Below are 16,011 nucleotides of genomic sequence, written 5' to 3' on the forward strand. Positions count from 1 at the left end.
CCTCTTTTTGATTATCTGTTGGATGCTTTTAATCGCCGCAGCTGAATATCGTCAACGATTTGATCCAACGTAATTGCTGCCATGCTCTGTTCAGCTTGTGCTTGAACCTTGTCGTATGCATCAGTTAAGGCACCTTGAATATTGGCGCCAACTGGACAATCGACATTGGTGTTCTCATCTACATGCAGCAAGTTATGATCGTCTTCAACCGCGTTATAAACATCTAGTAACGAGATTTCAGAAGTTGGTCTTGCTAACGATGGTGCTGCAATACCGGGGCGACTGACGAGTAGGCCGGCTTTCACTAAAGCTGACATCAACCGCCGCACCAAACTGGGATTTGAGTTAATGCTGCCAGCAATACCATTGCTGGATAAATCCCCGTCATTTTGAAAAATATCGATGAAGGCCAGTACGTGCACTGCATCGCTTAACTTATGAGAATATTTCATATTAATAACCTCGATTAAATAGTGGTTCTATTCTATAGCGATTTAGTGGCGCAATACAAGCACTTTTATCGCACGCTTACTTGTATGATTTAATGACATCGGCCAAATCGGTTAGTGGACGGCCCAGGACATCGGTTAAATCGCTAGTCTGTTCATCTAAATCCCCGTTGCTAATGAAGGTCTGCATTGATGTGATTGCTGCAGCAGTACCAGCATCTAGTCCGTGGTTGATCAGGTTTTGTTTAAACGCAACATCACTCTCAGCTTGAACGTCAAATGGAACGTCACTGACGCCTTTTACGATGGCAGCTAAATCAGCATACAATAATGGGGCACCCGCAAATTCGTAAACTTCTTTTGGATCATCAAGGGTCAACACTTTGGCCGCGGCGTCCGCATAATCGATTTCAGCGGCCCAGCCAACATGACCATTACCTTCAATGTAACCGAATGGTTGGCCTTTTAAAGCACCTTGAATAGTACTTAATTCGTTTTCTAAGTACCAATTATTACGTAAGAAACTGTGGCTAAGACCGGCAGCTAAAATAGCTTTTTCGGTGTATTTATGGTCTTCACTTAGAGGTGATTTGGCCGTTTCGAGTTGCGGATAACTGGTATAAGCAATATAGCCAACGCCAGCTTCCTTAGCGGCATCGATGACATTTTGATGCTGCGTTTGGCGCGGTGTGTCAGCACCAGGAACGGAAGAAACAAAAAGTAATTTATCAACGCCGGTTAACGCTTGGACTAAGCCAGCCTTATCGGTATAGTCGCCCGACCGAACCTCAACGCCGGCTGGAACCATTCCTGAAGCCTTATCAGTGTTTCTTGCTAACCCCACGATGTGTGCATCTGGTACGAGTTGTGCTAACGTGGCGAGTGCCCGTTTGCCAAATTTTCCAGTAACGCCTGTGACTGCGTAAGTTGTCATAAGATTAATTTCTCCTTTTGGTGTTACTTTAAAAGTAACTTGTTGTTTATAATGTAACACCAGACGAATTTACTGTCAAATAAATTGATTGTTACAGTGTTTGAAATTAGGGGAAAAGTTGTATCCTTTGATCCCTAATTAAGCCGTAAAAAAGAATTTTTTTACTAAACTTTCATCTTTTTAAGATTAATGAAAGTTATCGATGAGGGTGAATAAGCCTAGTATTAATAGGCTTACTAGCAATTCTATGGGTTAACTCGGTGACGTTAATAGATTGGACCGCATCAATTTTCAAAGCGGTTGACTTTTATGTAAATGGGACTATCATAGTGGGTGTAAATTATCGATACAATTCGTACCTGGTAATTAACACACCATTTCAACTGCATTGATTACGTCGTGCAGTTATCTTTAATCAATCAAAGGAGTGTTACTCTAATGGCAGAAGATTACGATTCCGAACAATATTTGGAAGGCGTTGACACGTACTGGCGTGCAGCCAACTATTTGTCTGTTGGTCAGCTTTTCTTACGGGACAACCCATTATTGAACCGCGACTTGACTTCAGACGATGTTAAAATTAAGCCGATTGGTCACTGGGGGACGATTGTTTCTCAGAACTTTATTTACGCACATTTAAATCGGGTCATCAAGAAGTATGATTTGAATATGTTCTACATTGAAGGTTCAGGGCATGGTGGTCAAGTTATGGTTTCTAACTCATATCTTGATGGCAGTTATTCAGAAATCTACCCTAACATTTCTCAAGACGAAAAAGGTCTTAAGAAGTTATTCAAGCAATTCTCATTTCCAGGTGGCGTTGCCTCACATGCTGCCCCTGAAACACCAGGCTCAATCCACGAAGGTGGCGAACTTGGTTACTCACTTTCACACGGTACTGGTGCAATCTTAGATAACCCAGACGTAATTGCCGCTGTTGAAATTGGTGATGGTGAATCTGAAACTGGTCCATTAGCAACATCATGGTTCTCAGACAAATTCATCAACCCAATTAAAGATGGTGCTGTTTTACCAATTATTAACATGAACGGCTTCAAGATTTCTAACCCAACTATCCTTTCACGGATGAGTGATGAAGACTTGACTAGCTACTTCAAAGGGATGGGCTGGGATCCAGAGTTCGTTGAAGTTAAGAACCCAGACGATCACAAGCCTGTTCATGAAGACATGGCTAAGGCTATGGACAAAGCTATTGAAAAGATCAAGGCTATTCAAAAGAATGCCCGCGAAAACAATGACAATTCATTACCTAACTGGCCAATGATCATCTTCCGTTCACCAAAAGGCTGGACTGGTCCTAAGGAAGACTTCGATGGTAATCCCGTTGAAGGTTCATTCCGTGCTCACCAAGTTCCGCTACCAATTGCTGCAGGCGCAATGGAACATGCCGACCAATTAGTTAAGTGGTTGAAGTCATACAAACCAGAAGACTTCTTTAACGAAGATGGCACCATCAAGGAATCTGTTCGCGATATGGCGCCTAAGGGTGAACAACGGATGGCGATGAACCCTATCACTAATGGTGGGATCAAGCCAGAACCATTGAAGTTGCCTGACTACAAGAAGTACGCTGTTAAGGTCACCACTCCAGGTGCTGTTACTGCCCAAGACATGATCGTTTGGTCTGACTGGGTTGCTGACACTATGAAGATGAACCCTGACAACTTCCGTGCATTTGGTCCTGACGAATCTAAGTCTAACCGTCTGTACTCAATGCTCGATACTGGTAAGCGTCAATGGGAAGAAGCTGTTAAAGAACCTAACGATGAAAACATGGCTCCTCAAGGTCGTGTCATCGACTCACAACTTTCCGAACACCAAGCTGAAGGCTGGTTGGAAGGTTATGTTTTGACTGGTCGTCACGGCTTCTTCGCAACTTACGAATCATTTGGTCGTGTCGTCGACTCAATGTTGACCCAACACATGAAGTGGTTGCGTAAAGCTTCAGAACAATCATGGCGTAAGCAGTATCCTTCATTGAACTTCGTGGATACTTCAACTGTCTTCCAGCAAGACCACAATGGTTACACTCACCAAGACCCAGGTATGTTAACTCACTTGTACGAAAAGAAGCCTGAGTTGATTCGTGAATACTTGCCAGGTGACGCTAACACATTGCTTGCTGTTGCTGATGTTGCATTCCGCAGCTATCAGACGATCAACTTGCTGGTTACTTCAAAGCACCCACGTCCACAATGGTTCTCAATCGATGAAGCCACTAACTTGGTTCACAATGGTTTAGGTTACATCGACTGGGCTTCAACTGATCAGGGTCAAGAACCTGACGTTGTCTTCGCTGCTGCTGGTAGTGAACCAACTTGGGAAGTCTTCGCAGCCGTTTCATTGTTGCATGAAGCATTCCCTGAATTGAAGATGCGTGTCATTAACGTTGTTGATCTGTTGAGACTTCGTTCACCAAAGAAGGACCCTCGTGGTTTGAGCGACGAAGAATTCGACCGTTACTTCACTACTGACAAGCCAGTCATCTTCGCCTTCCATGGTTACGAAGACTTGGTACGTGACATGTTCTTCGATCGTCACAACCACAACCTTCGTGTTCATGGTTACCGTGAGAACGGTGATATTACCACACCATTTGATATGCGTGTCTTGAACGAACTTGACCGTTACCACTTGGCAAAGGATGCTTTGTTGAGCATGCCAGAATATGCTGTCAAAGGTGCTTCCTTCGAACAGCATATGGATGACATGGTGGCTAAGCACACTGCTTACATTCGTGAAAATGGTACTGATATGCCAGAAGTCACGAACTGGAAGTGGACGCCACTTAAGTAATTTAATTGCTTAAAAGCATTTTAAAAGCACTTCGAGATTTAGTTCTCGGAGTGCTTTTTTGTGGAATCGATTAGGGAGGGGATTGGCTAAGGGGTCATTTCGTTGCGTGAAACCAGGCAGCTCGTCGTGGCTTGCTCCGGAGCTAGCACTTCGCTTCGCTCAGGGCGGATCTCCTCCGCCTGCGCAAAGCAGTAACCTTCCAAAGAACGGAAGCTAACTGCTTTCGATACCACGATCTGCCTAGTTTCACTTCACTGCATTTACTCTGGCACGATTAGCCAACGTAGCTGGTTGGTTGCTGTCGCAAACGCTCATATATCATTTAAAAAGGCCTTAGTCAGCATCTGATTGGATGTTAGCTAAGGCCTATAATTTAAAGATTAAGCTTTTAGTGTCGGTGTATAAAAGTAGTTCTTGCTGCTACCAACCGAGTAACTGATTGATAGGTCGCCTGAAACAACCTTGTTTTTCCGAACGGTTAAGCGATACTGGTAGTTACCCTTTTTACTGATGCGTTTATCAGGTAATTTTAGCATGTTCTTCTTGGCATAGTAGTAAGTCACATTGCCTTTTTGCCTTGTTTTTGTAATCTTGGTTGAAGAAGTTGGTTTCTGATTGAGATTACCACTAGCGAAGTATTCAACGTAATTATCGGCAGTGAAGTTTAATTTAGGTGTCTTAGTCCACGTATTAGAGGCGTACTTGAACCCTTTTCCTAAAGATAATGGGGCCGGAGAATTACTTTTCAATTTTTTTAAATGATGACTGTATGGAATCGTGATTGAAGTTGCCTTAGTCGAGTGACGAATACGATAACTCATTGGCGTTAAATCAATCGAAGCATATTGTTTGTGATTTTTAGTTGATGTATACCAGACGGATACACGTGTATTGGCTGGCAAGGTCACCTTTCCCGATTTGACCTGTCGAGTCGTCGTTGCGTAAAAAGGTTTACTAGTAGCAGCGCTGGCTTGCGTTGACAGTCCTACTCCCACAGCTGCTAACAGTGTTGCTACGGTGAGTCCAAACATTTTGCTGAATTTCATGTGAAATCCCCCCTTTGTCCTTATCATACTACAAAAATGGGGGGGGACTAGTGTTTGAAGTGGGATTAATTAAATCTATTTGGCGGTATTTGTTAATGCAATCCCAGACGCTTGTTTAGTCAGCATTTTCTTAATCACACTAGCAATGTAGGCGCCAGCTTCCACAGCAGGTACGCCATTTGGATGAATGTTAGAGATTACAGTTCGGCGTGCTTCAGGCATACCAATAGTTGGTCGGTAGGCAATGTAGGCACTCATTGATTTGGCAGTTGCTAATCCGGGGCGTTCACCAATTAATAGACAAACAACATCGGCATGAGTGGCTTCACCTAAATAATCTTCAACGGCGACACGTGCGAACCGGATGAAGGGGATGGTGCCAATTTGAATTTGTGATAAAGCCAAGCCCTGTTTAATGGCCGGAATCACTTCGGCTGCGTTGGCTTCGATGGCGGAAGAACTGAGACCATCACCAACGGCTAATAAAACACGGGGTGGCGTTGGAAAGAACGGTGTAAGCTTATCAAGTTCCGTCGGCGCGATGATTCGACCGTGATCAGGACGAGTTAGATATTCCGTTTCAGTTTTGCAAGTTGACTGGAGGGCTAACCAGCCCATTTTTTGAATAAATGCGGTACTGACATCAGTCCAAACGGCATCCTTAGCAGCCGCGTGATCCGCACGTAATCGTAGAACGGATCGAGTCGTGTAGCGTGTGCCGATTCTTCCCAGTCCTAAGCGGGCGGTTGTCTTTTCCTTCATCGCCAAATAACCTTCAGCGTTGACAGGTTCTTTAACCGTTAGCTCCTTTTGCTGATCAATAGCACGTAAATCGGTGATGCTGCCGGTTTCGTCAACGGGTAAAGCTTCTATGTGAGGTGCGATTAGTTTCATTTTAAAAAGCCTCCTTGGTCAAGAATAGTGACGCATCGCCAGCTTTGCGAGTTAACTGTCCGTTATGGCTAATCCCCATTTTTTCCAGCCAACTGTCAAACTCAGGTATTGGCCGTAGATTGAGTAGTTGGCGAATCGTGGCGGTTTCTTGATAGCCCGTAGACTGATAGTTCAGCATGATATCGTCAGCTTGGGGAACACCCATAATGTAGGTGCAGCCAGCAGTGGCCAGTAGAACCGCCAAGTTTTCAATGTCGTTTTGATCCGCCTGCATATGGTTGGTATAGCAAACATCACAGCCCATGGCTAGCCCGCTGAGTTTGCCCATAAAGTGATCTTCCAGTCCGGCACGGGTGACCTGCTTCGCATCATATAAATATTCTGGACCGATAAAGCCAACGACTGTGTTGACGATGAAGGGGTCATAGTGGCGGGCAAAACCGTAGCAGCGTGCTTCCATCGTGACTTGGTCAGCATCAAAGTTGGCGTCTGAAGAGAGTTCTGATCCCTGACCTGTTTCGAAGTACATGACGTTGGGGCCACTGTTATGTAGGCGTTGGTGGCCGAGTTGATTAGCCTCCTCAATAAGGTGCCCATTGATACCAAATGCAGTATTGGCTTTTTCGGAACCGGCGATTGATTGAAAAATCAGTCCGGCTGGGGCGCCTTGCTCGATTGCTTTCATCTGGGTAGTGACGTGAGCTAGCACACATGTCTGGGTAGGCACCTGCCAAGTCGTACAGAATTGATCGAACGCTTTAAGAATCTGAGTGACGTTATCAACGGTATCATTTACGGGATTGAGACCAATAACGGCATCACCGATTCCCATACTCAGCCCTTCCATGACGGAGGCCATAATTCCGCTCACGTCATCGGCAGGGTGGTTGGGTTGTAATCGAGAAGAGAAGGTTCCGGGACGGCCAATGGTAGTGTTGGCCGTTTTTTCGTTGGTGATTTTTTTAGCGGCGGTAATGAGGTCCATATTAGTCATTAATTTGCAGACACCGGCAATCATTTCCGAAGTCAATCCCTTAGAAATGTAGTGGATCATCTGATTAGTTGTTTGGGGCTCCAGCAGCCACTCTCTTAGTTGTTCGAGGGTCCAGTTTTTGATTTGACTAAAGACATCATCGTCCAGGTCGTCAATGATCATCCGGGTAACTTCATCATGATCGTAGTCCACAGCGGGATGCTCGTAAATATCAGCCAATGTGACCTGTGACAAAACGATTTTAGCGGCCACCCGTTCGGCGGTATTTTTAGCGGCGATTCCTGCTAAAGTATCGCCGGACTTCTCTTCGTTGGCCTTGGCCATGACCTCTTTAACAGATTGGAACTGGTAGTGGACGCCAGATAACGTGACTTTTAAATGCATAAAAAAACTCCTTTCAACTGAAGATCAGTGTTTTAACGATGACGGGGACAGCATCACCACCGGCAACGGGGAGACCAACATCGAGATAGTCACCGGATGATGTGCTAATTTGGTCCAGTACGACTACCGGATAATTTGGAGGCAGCTGGCTTCTAAGACTATTACCTAAGGCTTGAGCGACGTTTTCCTGCGTGACGATGATAAGTGGCTGTCGGTCTTTAATAGAAGCGTTCATACTTTTAAGGATAACCGCCACCCATTGTTGAAGACCTTCAAAAGTTGCGGTGACGGGACCTAACGCTAGGGCGATAACTGATTGTTCAAACAGGGATAATTGTTGCTGAATATTTGCGATCACTGTCTCCGGTGGATAGGCCTTTAGCGACTGGGTCACTTTAACAACGGGTAGGTTCCTCAGCGGTAAGATTGAACGATCATAGTTGATGGTACTGCCACTGAGCATCATTGATTGTGAACCGGCGCCAATGACAGTAGCCTGAATGGTTTCATCTGCGGGACACACGAGCCTTTCTTTAAAGAGCAACGACTGTTTTAAAGCGTGTCCCAGAAGAAGGCCGATATCGCTGTAACGGAAAGGGTCGGCTGGCAATTGATCTACTAAGCAATCAGCGACTCCGCCAGAAAAGGTTAAGCGAACTGTTGACGGTACCGGTTGAAGCGATTTGTCCGTTACAAATTGATTGAAATAGGCAACGGGATCGCCAAGACCAATCGTATTTTCTAACAGAGCTACCATGGCGTCGATTAATGGTTGTAACTGTGACACGCTGGTAACGGCACCTAACTGAATCGGTAGGCCCAACTGAGTAATTAATTGTTGCAGCTTCGGTGCGATATAAGTGATCACGTTGCTGTCATGATCGAGTCGGATCAATCGGCCCCCAATATCGAAACAGGCGGTGTCTTGACAGTCGCCATTGACGAAGTAAGCCAAGTTGGTTGTTCCGCCACCAATATCGAAATTAATCACCGGCTGTGGGTCAGGTTGTACTAGTAGGGAATGGGCCGCACTCTTACCAGCAATCATACTTTCTAAACCGGGGCCGGCCGTTGCGCAAACAAAGTCACCAGCGTATTCACTGAGCGCGTGAAGGACCCGATCGGCGTTTGATTTCCGAGCTGTTTCGCCAGTCATAATAATCGCTCCCAGTTTAAAGCTACTCTTTGTAACATGAGCGCGATGATACTGAGAAGTGACAAATTGCTTAAGCTGAACGGCATCAATCTTAGTTTCGCTCAGTAACGGTGTGAAAATTACTGGGCTTCTATAGATGATGCGTTTATGGCTAATCGCTAATTGCGGTAGCGAAAAGCCGGCTGAAACATCGGTAATCGTCAGCTCCGCGATAATCAACGAAGTCGTTGATGTCCCAATGTCGATGCCAACTGTTCGAAGCTTTTCACCCATGCTGTCACCTTCTTTTTTTGACTTCCATGTTATAAATAATAACATTGATAAATTTGATTGCAATCGTTTTTTAATTTTTAAATGGGATAAAAAGGTTCTTTTTCTTGCTTACATCACTATGTAATGCTGATTTGTCGGTATTTATAACACGAGTATGTAAAATTAAAAATAAATTAGGAAAATTTGTGAAAATGCGTTGAAAATTATATTTAATGTTATATAATCTAACATGTAGTTTCGATATCCCAATGGCAGATAGAGAGGAACGTGGTTAGATGAGTTTTTTAGGTATCGCAATACTTGGATTAACATTAGTCATGATGGGTTTCATTGGTGTCAATGCGGCACATTCTGTTCGGCAATGGCAGCTTAATCATGAACAAGTAAAATCAACAGCCAAATCATTTGGCTATAAGCAAGAACTGATTCGCGATATGGGCGGTTTTTCTAACTTTGCCGTTTCGTTTTCAATTATTTCGATTTTAACTGGTGCTGTTTCTTATTACGGCTACGGGTTCAGTCAAGGCGGCCCTGCAATCATGGGAATTGGCTGGCCGCTGGTAACGTTTTTCGTCTTATTTGTAGCTGCGGCAATGGCTGAACTGACCTCAGCAGTGCCGACATCCGGTGCCATTTATCACTGGGCAGCTATTCTGGGTGGCCCAACGTGGGGCTGGTTTACCGGTTGGTTGAACATTATCGGCCAAGTGACGATTGTTGCTGGCATCGATTATGGCTGTGCAACGTTTGCTTCTAACTTATTAATGGCGCATCCTAGTAAATTGCAATTTTTGATCACTTACGCCGTTATCTTAACGAGCCACGCGCTGCTGAACCATTTCGGTATCGATTTAGTTTCAAAGTTAAATTCACTTTCTGCCATTTATCACGTGGTTGGTGTTCTGCTGATTATCGGTGTTTTGATGGTTGCCGGTCCTGCACATCACGTCAGTTATTTATTTAGTACATTTTCAACCCAGACGTCGTCATCAATGCCTTACTGGGGTGCCTTCTTGATTGGTTTACTGCAGGCTCAATGGACGTTGACGGGTTACGATGCCTCTGCGCATACCAGTGAAGAAACGCTGAATCCTCGCGTTCAGGCACCATGGGGCGTCTTCCTATCCGTTGCTATTTCAGGAATTTTCGGTTTCGTGTTGTTAGCATTAGTGACCTTATCCATTAAGAATCCAGCAGCGGTTGCTGCAGCGGGTAATAACGCCTTTATTGTTGCCATTCAGCAGGCTGTTGGGAGTCGTTTCAGTGGTGTACTGTTGTGGCTGGTGACCATTGCAATGTGGTTCTGCGGCTGTTCATCTATTACGTCGTCATCACGGATGGTTTACGCGTTTAGTCGTGACAACGGGTTACCATTTTCACGGTATTTGAAGCGAATTTCCACTAAATTCCATACACCAGCCGTTGCCATTTGGGTGATTGCAGTCATCGCGTTTCTTGCCGGCATCTCTGATGGTATTTACGCGGTAATTGGCACCATGAGTGTTATTGGGTTATACAGTTCCTACTTTGTTCCGATTGCGCTGAAGTTACGGGCACAGTTCCGAGGCGTTTGGACAGCTGATGATAACGGTCCATGGCACTTGGGCAAGTGGAGTGTTCCCGTTAGCATTATTGCTTGTTTGTGGGTCATCTTCTTGATTGGTTTGATGATCTTATCCCCAACGGACATTCAGTTAACGGCTCACGTGATGTTACATTATGCCACGGGTAAGATTATGTTTGTGGTCATCGTGGTATTGATGATTGACTATGTCTTGTCAGCACGCCGTCATTTCGTGGGGCCTAAACTAGGCTCTTACGAGAAGCTGAGCAACCGGTTGACGCATCACATTGTCAAGCGGCCAACGGTGGAAGCTATTCAGCTGAAAAGACCAGTAGTGGATCATAGCCGAAAGTAAAATGATATCAAAAAATGGACCCGGAATATTAGAATCCGGATCCATTTTAATTTAACGAAATATGCCATATTACTGCTAAAACATCAGGAGAAAATATGCTTGCTAAAGACATAATTCAAGCCAATGACGACGACTTGATCAACAATTTTGACAATGATCGGTGAACCGTGCATGAGGGTGAGTCCCACGAATAAGATGGCGGTATCAGCAAGCAATGAAGCGCCCCGAAGCACGAAGAAGCTCATACCCTCTTTGAAAACAACGCTGGGTGTCATGTCAGTTGAACCGAAGACGACCTTCTTGTTGGCGACAAAGGCGAATAAGACACTTAAGAACCAAGCGACCATGTTTGCCCAGAACCAAGGGATGGTGATGTGCGTCAAGCTAAAAAAGATGACGATGTTGATCAGGGTGGTGAGTCCGCCTACAACGAGGTAACGGAAGGCCTCACCGTATTTAGTGTAGAGAATTTTGATGGTTTTATCCAAATTTGCAGCTCCTTTTTAATCAGGCAATGTTAACGGATTTTAAGTTATTTGTAGAACCCACAGCTACGTGCGATCCGTGCATGAGGGTCATCCCCGTGGTAAACATAATGGCGGTATTAACCAGCAGTGAGGCACCACGAAGTGCGAAGAAACGCAGACCTTCCTTAACCACGACTTTAGGAGCAGCCATTGCAGCATCGACAAAAACAATCTTATTGGCGATAAAGGCGAATAGAACACTTGCGAACCACGCAAGCAGATTTGCCAAAGCCCACGGGACAGCAATGTGAGTCAAACCGAAGAGGAAGACGATGTTGATTAAGGTGGTTCCACCGCCAACAACGAGGTAACGGAACGATTCACTATGCTTGATGCAGGCTATTTTGACAGTTTTGTCCATTAAAAGTAACTCCTTTTAGAGGTGTAGTCGGAAAGTATAAACTAAGGAAGCGTTTTGATTAGCTTGCCCGTTAACGACGACCGGGTGATCAGCTAATTGATAGTGGTAGGTTTGCACCACGTCGACTGGCTGACTGCGCGCTGTGCAGCCACGACGATGGTTTTAAACTGCGAGTGACTAAAGATGCTAACATAGCGCCAATACCAATTACGAGACGGAAATGGGTAAATTTTATTGTATTGATTCGATTAGCAAGTAACTGGGTACTCATACAGATCAGGCCGGCTACGATGAGCACCGCAATGCCAGTGTAATCAGTTAAATTGGCAAGGGTACCAATCGCTAAACAGCCAATTAACATAGCTGATAATAAAGTTGGAAAGACCTTGCGAGTCATTATTTTCACCTACTCTAAGATGGTTTGAATCGTGTATCTTGGACGACCCTTTACTTCCGTCGTTAGTTTGCCAATGTATTCACCAATGACGCCTAAACTGATCAGCTGAACGCCGCCCATGAACCACATTGAAACCATGAGGGAAGACCAGCCATGAACAGTCAGACCTAAAATCTTTAAAATAACAGCGTACGCAACCATGCCCATTGCCAAGAGGCAAGCGACTGTTCCGAGAATCAAAATCAAACGTACGGGCGCGATGGTGAGGCTCGTAATACCATCCCAGGCGAAGGCAATCATCTTTTTAAGCGGGTATTTTGATTCGCCGGCCATCCGGGGTGTTCGTTTGTATTCAACACGTCCGGTTTTAAAGCCTAGTTTGGGAATGATGCCACGGATGAACAGGTTACGTTCAGGGTAGTCTAAAAGAGTTTGGACAGCACGTTTGGACATCAAACGGAAGTCAGCGTGGTTTGGCACCAGTTCAACGCCTAACATCCGTAACGTTCGGTAGTAACCTTGAGCCGTTGTTCGTTTGAACCAGGAATCAGAGTCACGATTGTTGCGGACGCCGTAGACAATATCGTTACCGCCAGCATATAAGTCAACCATTGCTGGAATTTTATCTGGATCGTCTTGAAGATCAGCGTCGATGGTAACTAGCATATCAGCAGTTTTAACGGCTTCCTTTAAGCCGGCAATTAAGGCCGATTGATGGCCAAAATTACGGGAAAACCGGAGTCCTTTAACACGGGAGTTTTCCTGATGCAACTGTTCAACCAGTTCCCAAGTGCGATCTTTAGAGCCGTCATCCACAATCAAGATATCGGCACGAATGCCTTGAAGGCCTTGCGCCTCTTTTTCGGCGATTTGATCTTCAATGTCAATCAGGCGATGAACTGAATTGACGAGTATTTCTTCTTCGTTATAGGCTGGAATCACGATAGTTAGTTTTTGAGTGTTCATAATGATTGAATCCTTTCCGGTAAACATTTACCGATTAAATTTTTGATTTGAGCTTCGTAGGGCGTGATTAACAGCCAGTAACCTGATGCTAGCAGGATGCTGCCGAACACGTCAGAAGCGAAGTGATCCCGGAAGTAAACGCGGGAGGTTGCGACAAAAATAATCCAGATGACGCCTGCTATAACTGCTACGATGCGGCATTGACGCTTCTTAATCGTTGGCAGAATCAGCATCAGTACCGTAAAAACGAAGATGGCGGTGCAAAAGGTATGGCCACTTGGGAAACTAAACCCCGTATCGGGAATTAACTGGTGTAGTGGTCGAGGCCTAGCAACGATTTTTTTGACAGCTTCAGCGATGGCGGAACCAAACAGTTGGAGACCGCCGATCCAAAGACTCAAGATTGCGCTGTGTCTAACCCAAAGCCAGAGACAGAGGATGCAAGTGATGCCGATTACCGTTGCCGGACTGCCTAGGAATGCAATGGCTTTAAAAACGATTGAATTCGCTGGGGTCACGATTCCTGCTAATAATGTTGCGGTAGTGGAATCGAATTTTTGCAACCAGACCGCATGGGTCACAACGCAATAGGCAAGGTAGGCGAAGGTCATCAGCAATCCAATCCCAGCCACCTTCTTTTGTCTAGCTGGCATTTGCTGCACCTCCACGATGCCGCAGAACTGATATGGCAGCTGGCAGCATTGAAATACCGACAACAGCAAGCATGATGAGCTCAAAGTGCGCTTTTACGATGACGTTGTTACCGAGTAAGAAGCCGGAACCAAGGGTGACTAGGACCCATGCCAATGCACCTAAAACGTTATAGATCAGAAAGTCGCGATGATGCATGTTACTCATTCCCGCGGTGAACGGGGTAAAGGTTCGAATAATCGGAATAAAGCGACCAAGGAAAATGGCTGATTTACCGTGTTTATTGAAGAATTTTTCGGAGCGTGTTAAGTATTCTGGTTTAACGAAGCGACTGAGTTTTTTATTTTGGAAAAGTTTCGTTCCAAAGTGTTTGCCAAGTTCAAAGTTTAATGAATCGCCGAGGATTGCTGCGATGCCAAGTGCTAAGATGAGCACGCTGATATTTAGTGAATGCGTGCTCATTGCTGCTAGTGACCCGCACAGGAACAAGATGGAATCTCCTGGCAGGAACGGCAGAATAACAACGCCGGTTTCAATGAAAATCAAAGCAAATAGGCCAACGTAGACGAGACTGCCGAATTGGCTGATCAGGTGAGGTAATAAACTGGTAAGTATTAATATGGACATCATAGGTCCCCCTTCTTATCCAGACTTTCGTCGGTTGATAATGTCCTTAGAATAGTCGAAAGTAGCGAGGCTACCCACCTATAAAAACTCAATTAAAACTCAATGTTTTTTAGTTTAACGGTGTAAGATACCGGTATATTAGGCTTGTTGTCTGAAGAAAATTCAGAATTCCCCTAAAAGCCACAAAAAAACTTCTCAAAAAAATTTGAGAAGTTTTTTTGTGGCTTATATTAAGCTTTTGCTTGTGTGGAACTAGATGCCATTTTCAGAGTAAAAATCGTGCCAGTTGGGTGATTATCCTTAACACTTAGGTCACCACCGAGAAGTTCTGTTAATTGTGAGGCGATTGCCAGTCCTAGACCAGTTCCCGAAACGGAACCGCGAACATCTGCGCTCCGATAAAACCGTTCAAAAATATGTGCTTTATCTTCGTCACTAATACCGCGTCCCTGATCCTTGATGGCGATTTGCGAATCACCATCTTCAGTTTGAATCAGACTGATTTTAATCGTACTGTCTTTAGGAGAATATTTTGATGCGTTAGTCAAGATACTGTTGAGAATTTGCTCAATCGCATTTTCGTTACCAGTGAGGTGCACATTTGGCGCTATCTCAGTCTTGAAAGTTTGTGGGAACGTTTCCGTCATTTTCTGAACGGTATTTGCCACAACTGCACTTAGATCAAGGGTCTGAACTTCCAACACTAAGCGATCAGCTCGTGATAATGCCAGCAGTTCTTCGATCAATTGCTGCATTTGACGAGATTCTTCGGTAATGTAGCGGACTGATTTTTCGATGATCTCTGGATGTTCCTTACCATGACGTTCAATCAATTGCGCATGGCTGCGAATGGTTGCAATCGGTGTCCGTAATTCATGGGCAGCATTCATGACGAAAAGCTTTTGCTGTTCTTGTCGTTTTTCCAGTTTACCTAAAAGTTCGTTAAAGTTGGTGGCCAGTTCGCTAACTTCCATTGGCCGATTAGGAACCGGTAATTTCATGGAGCCTGGTTCCTTGGCAGCAGCGATTATTTTGGTCGTTTGAGAAAGGCTCGACACGGGATCAGTCAGTCGCTTGGTCAGCCGCCGAATATACAGCGGTGCGACAAGTAAAGTCAAGATGAGTAAGAATCCTGTCACTTCAATGACCCGGAAGAGTACAGCCAACTGTGAGTACATATTTTGCCAAAGAGTGTAGCTGATGCCGCGGGCGTGAACCAGCCGGTGATAGAGGAAACCAAAGCCAGGACGATAGTAAACGTGTGGGACTAACGGTACTTTTACTGGCTTAACCTTCAAAAGATCACGTGCATTCGGTGAAAAATAATATTCGGTTTTAGCATCCTTACGACGATTATGTACGTAAACATAACTTGCACTGGTGTCTAACGTACTGTTTTTACGCCAGCTTTTCCAGTCATCATCGCCATCAATATTGACTTTGATGAGACTGTTAGTAATGTTAACGGTGTTCGAGGCGACTTCTCTTAGCAACTGGTGACCCACAGCTAAAATAATCATCAGTCCTAAGGCAAGGGTAAGAACAACCACCATGGTGATTAAACTTCGAAGCATGATAGCCGCGCTTGATTGATTACGCTGCTTTCCTTTTTTCAT

General features: G+C 44.9%; 15 protein-coding genes. 2 read left to right on the top strand and 13 right to left on the bottom strand.

All coding sequences use genetic code 11. The features are described from left to right. Positions 1 to 11: 11 nt before the first annotated feature. Both AC6H04_RS05010 and AC6H04_RS05015 read right to left on the bottom strand, forming a co-directional pair. Positions 12 to 452 carry an Rrf2 family transcriptional regulator gene (locus AC6H04_RS05010; RefSeq protein ID WP_497570638.1) on the bottom strand — a complete coding sequence of 147 codons (441 nt, stop codon included), beginning with the start codon at positions 450 to 452 and terminating at the stop codon, positions 12 to 14. A gap of 76 nt (positions 453 to 528) precedes the next feature. After that, entirely contained in the window at positions 529 to 1,383 is an 855-nt protein-coding gene (locus tag AC6H04_RS05015) for an NAD(P)H-binding protein (protein WP_497570639.1), read from the bottom strand. A gap of 438 nt (positions 1,384 to 1,821) precedes the next feature. On the opposite strand from AC6H04_RS05015, the gene AC6H04_RS05020 reads away from it, so the two are divergent. Next, positions 1,822 to 4,200, top strand: coding sequence for a phosphoketolase family protein (locus AC6H04_RS05020; protein WP_497570640.1), 2,379 nt, complete (start codon positions 1,822 to 1,824; stop codon positions 4,198 to 4,200). A gap of 380 nt (positions 4,201 to 4,580) precedes the next feature. On the opposite strand, the gene AC6H04_RS05025 is transcribed toward AC6H04_RS05020, so the two are convergent. The 4 genes from AC6H04_RS05025 to AC6H04_RS05040 form a co-directional block, all read right to left on the bottom strand. Then, entirely contained in the window at positions 4,581 to 5,246 is a 666-nt protein-coding gene (locus AC6H04_RS05025) for a hypothetical protein (protein ID WP_497570641.1), read from the bottom strand. A 75-nt stretch (positions 5,247 to 5,321) separates the two neighbouring features. Further along, positions 5,322 to 6,140, bottom strand: a complete 819-nt coding sequence (eutC, locus tag AC6H04_RS05030; protein WP_497570642.1) for an ethanolamine ammonia-lyase subunit EutC — start codon at positions 6,138 to 6,140, stop codon at positions 5,322 to 5,324. Position 6,141: 1 nt separating this feature from the next. Then, complete coding sequence (locus AC6H04_RS05035) at positions 6,142 to 7,518, bottom strand: ethanolamine ammonia-lyase subunit EutB (RefSeq protein ID WP_497570643.1); 1,377 nt, start codon at positions 7,516 to 7,518, stop codon at positions 6,142 to 6,144. Positions 7,519 to 7,531: 13 nt separating this feature from the next. Then, positions 7,532 to 8,947 (bottom strand): ethanolamine ammonia-lyase reactivating factor EutA, encoded by a 1,416-nt coding sequence (locus AC6H04_RS05040; protein ID WP_497570644.1) that lies wholly within the window; start codon positions 8,945 to 8,947, stop codon positions 7,532 to 7,534. 275 nt (positions 8,948 to 9,222) lie between these two features. Here AC6H04_RS05040 and AC6H04_RS05045 point away from each other — a divergent pair, with 275 nt between their 5' ends. Continuing rightward, positions 9,223 to 10,866 (top strand): amino acid permease, encoded by a 1,644-nt coding sequence (locus AC6H04_RS05045; protein ID WP_497570645.1) that lies wholly within the window; start codon positions 9,223 to 9,225, stop codon positions 10,864 to 10,866. A gap of 83 nt (positions 10,867 to 10,949) precedes the next feature. On the opposite strand, the gene AC6H04_RS05050 is transcribed toward AC6H04_RS05045, so the two are convergent. The 7 genes from AC6H04_RS05050 to AC6H04_RS05080 all read right to left on the bottom strand — a co-directional run bounded on the left by AC6H04_RS05050 (position 10,950) and on the right by AC6H04_RS05080 (position 16,011). Further along, positions 10,950 to 11,354, bottom strand: coding sequence for a GtrA family protein (locus AC6H04_RS05050; RefSeq protein WP_497570646.1), 405 nt, complete (start codon positions 11,352 to 11,354; stop codon positions 10,950 to 10,952). A gap of 19 nt (positions 11,355 to 11,373) precedes the next feature. After that, positions 11,374 to 11,754, bottom strand: a complete 381-nt coding sequence (locus tag AC6H04_RS05055) for a GtrA family protein (RefSeq protein WP_497570647.1) — start codon at positions 11,752 to 11,754, stop codon at positions 11,374 to 11,376. Between the two features lie 88 nt (positions 11,755 to 11,842). Beyond that, positions 11,843 to 12,151, bottom strand: coding sequence for a hypothetical protein (locus tag AC6H04_RS05060; RefSeq protein ID WP_497570648.1), 309 nt, complete (start codon positions 12,149 to 12,151; stop codon positions 11,843 to 11,845). Between the two features lie 9 nt (positions 12,152 to 12,160). Further along, complete coding sequence (locus AC6H04_RS05065) at positions 12,161 to 13,117, bottom strand: glycosyltransferase family 2 protein (protein WP_497570649.1); 957 nt, start codon at positions 13,115 to 13,117, stop codon at positions 12,161 to 12,163. After that, a complete protein-coding gene (locus AC6H04_RS05070) occupies positions 13,114 to 13,770 on the bottom strand; it encodes a phosphatase PAP2 family protein (protein ID WP_497570650.1) in 657 nt (218 codons plus the stop codon). Before AC6H04_RS05070 ends, AC6H04_RS05065 begins: the two co-directional genes overlap by 4 nt. Continuing rightward, a complete protein-coding gene (locus tag AC6H04_RS05075; RefSeq protein WP_497570651.1) occupies positions 13,760 to 14,395 on the bottom strand; it encodes a VTT domain-containing protein in 636 nt (211 codons plus the stop codon). Before AC6H04_RS05075 ends, AC6H04_RS05070 begins: the two co-directional genes overlap by 11 nt. 230 nt (positions 14,396 to 14,625) lie before the next feature. After that, positions 14,626 to 16,011, bottom strand: coding sequence for a HAMP domain-containing sensor histidine kinase (locus AC6H04_RS05080; protein ID WP_497570652.1), 1,386 nt, complete (start codon positions 16,009 to 16,011; stop codon positions 14,626 to 14,628).

The organism is Secundilactobacillus sp. MJ173, from assembly GCF_059704265.1.

Excerpts from the sequence above, each read along its gene's own strand:
- AC6H04_RS05010 (WP_497570638.1), bottom strand. The coding sequence starts at position 452 with ATGAAATATTCTCATAAGTTAAGCGATGCAGTGCACGTACTGGCCTTC.
- AC6H04_RS05015 (WP_497570639.1), bottom strand. The coding sequence starts at position 1,383 with ATGACAACTTACGCAGTCACAGGCGTTACTGGAAAATTTGGCAAACGG.
- AC6H04_RS05020 (WP_497570640.1), top strand. The coding sequence starts at position 1,822 with ATGGCAGAAGATTACGATTCCGAACAATATTTGGAAGGCGTTGACACG.
- AC6H04_RS05025 (WP_497570641.1), bottom strand. The coding sequence starts at position 5,246 with ATGAAATTCAGCAAAATGTTTGGACTCACCGTAGCAACACTGTTAGCA.
- eutC (WP_497570642.1), bottom strand. The coding sequence starts at position 6,140 with ATGAAACTAATCGCACCTCACATAGAAGCTTTACCCGTTGACGAAACC.
- AC6H04_RS05035 (WP_497570643.1), bottom strand. The coding sequence starts at position 7,518 with ATGCATTTAAAAGTCACGTTATCTGGCGTCCACTACCAGTTCCAATCT.
- AC6H04_RS05040 (WP_497570644.1), bottom strand. The coding sequence starts at position 8,947 with ATGGGTGAAAAGCTTCGAACAGTTGGCATCGACATTGGGACATCAACG.
- AC6H04_RS05045 (WP_497570645.1), top strand. The coding sequence starts at position 9,223 with ATGAGTTTTTTAGGTATCGCAATACTTGGATTAACATTAGTCATGATG.
- AC6H04_RS05055 (WP_497570647.1), bottom strand. The coding sequence starts at position 11,754 with ATGGACAAAACTGTCAAAATAGCCTGCATCAAGCATAGTGAATCGTTC.
- AC6H04_RS05060 (WP_497570648.1), bottom strand. The coding sequence starts at position 12,151 with ATGACTCGCAAGGTCTTTCCAACTTTATTATCAGCTATGTTAATTGGC.
- AC6H04_RS05065 (WP_497570649.1), bottom strand. The coding sequence starts at position 13,117 with ATGAACACTCAAAAACTAACTATCGTGATTCCAGCCTATAACGAAGAA.
- AC6H04_RS05070 (WP_497570650.1), bottom strand. The coding sequence starts at position 13,770 with ATGCCAGCTAGACAAAAGAAGGTGGCTGGGATTGGATTGCTGATGACC.
- AC6H04_RS05075 (WP_497570651.1), bottom strand. The coding sequence starts at position 14,395 with ATGTCCATATTAATACTTACCAGTTTATTACCTCACCTGATCAGCCAA.
- AC6H04_RS05080 (WP_497570652.1), bottom strand. The coding sequence starts at position 16,011 with ATGAAAAAAGGAAAGCAGCGTAATCAATCAAGCGCGGCTATCATGCTT.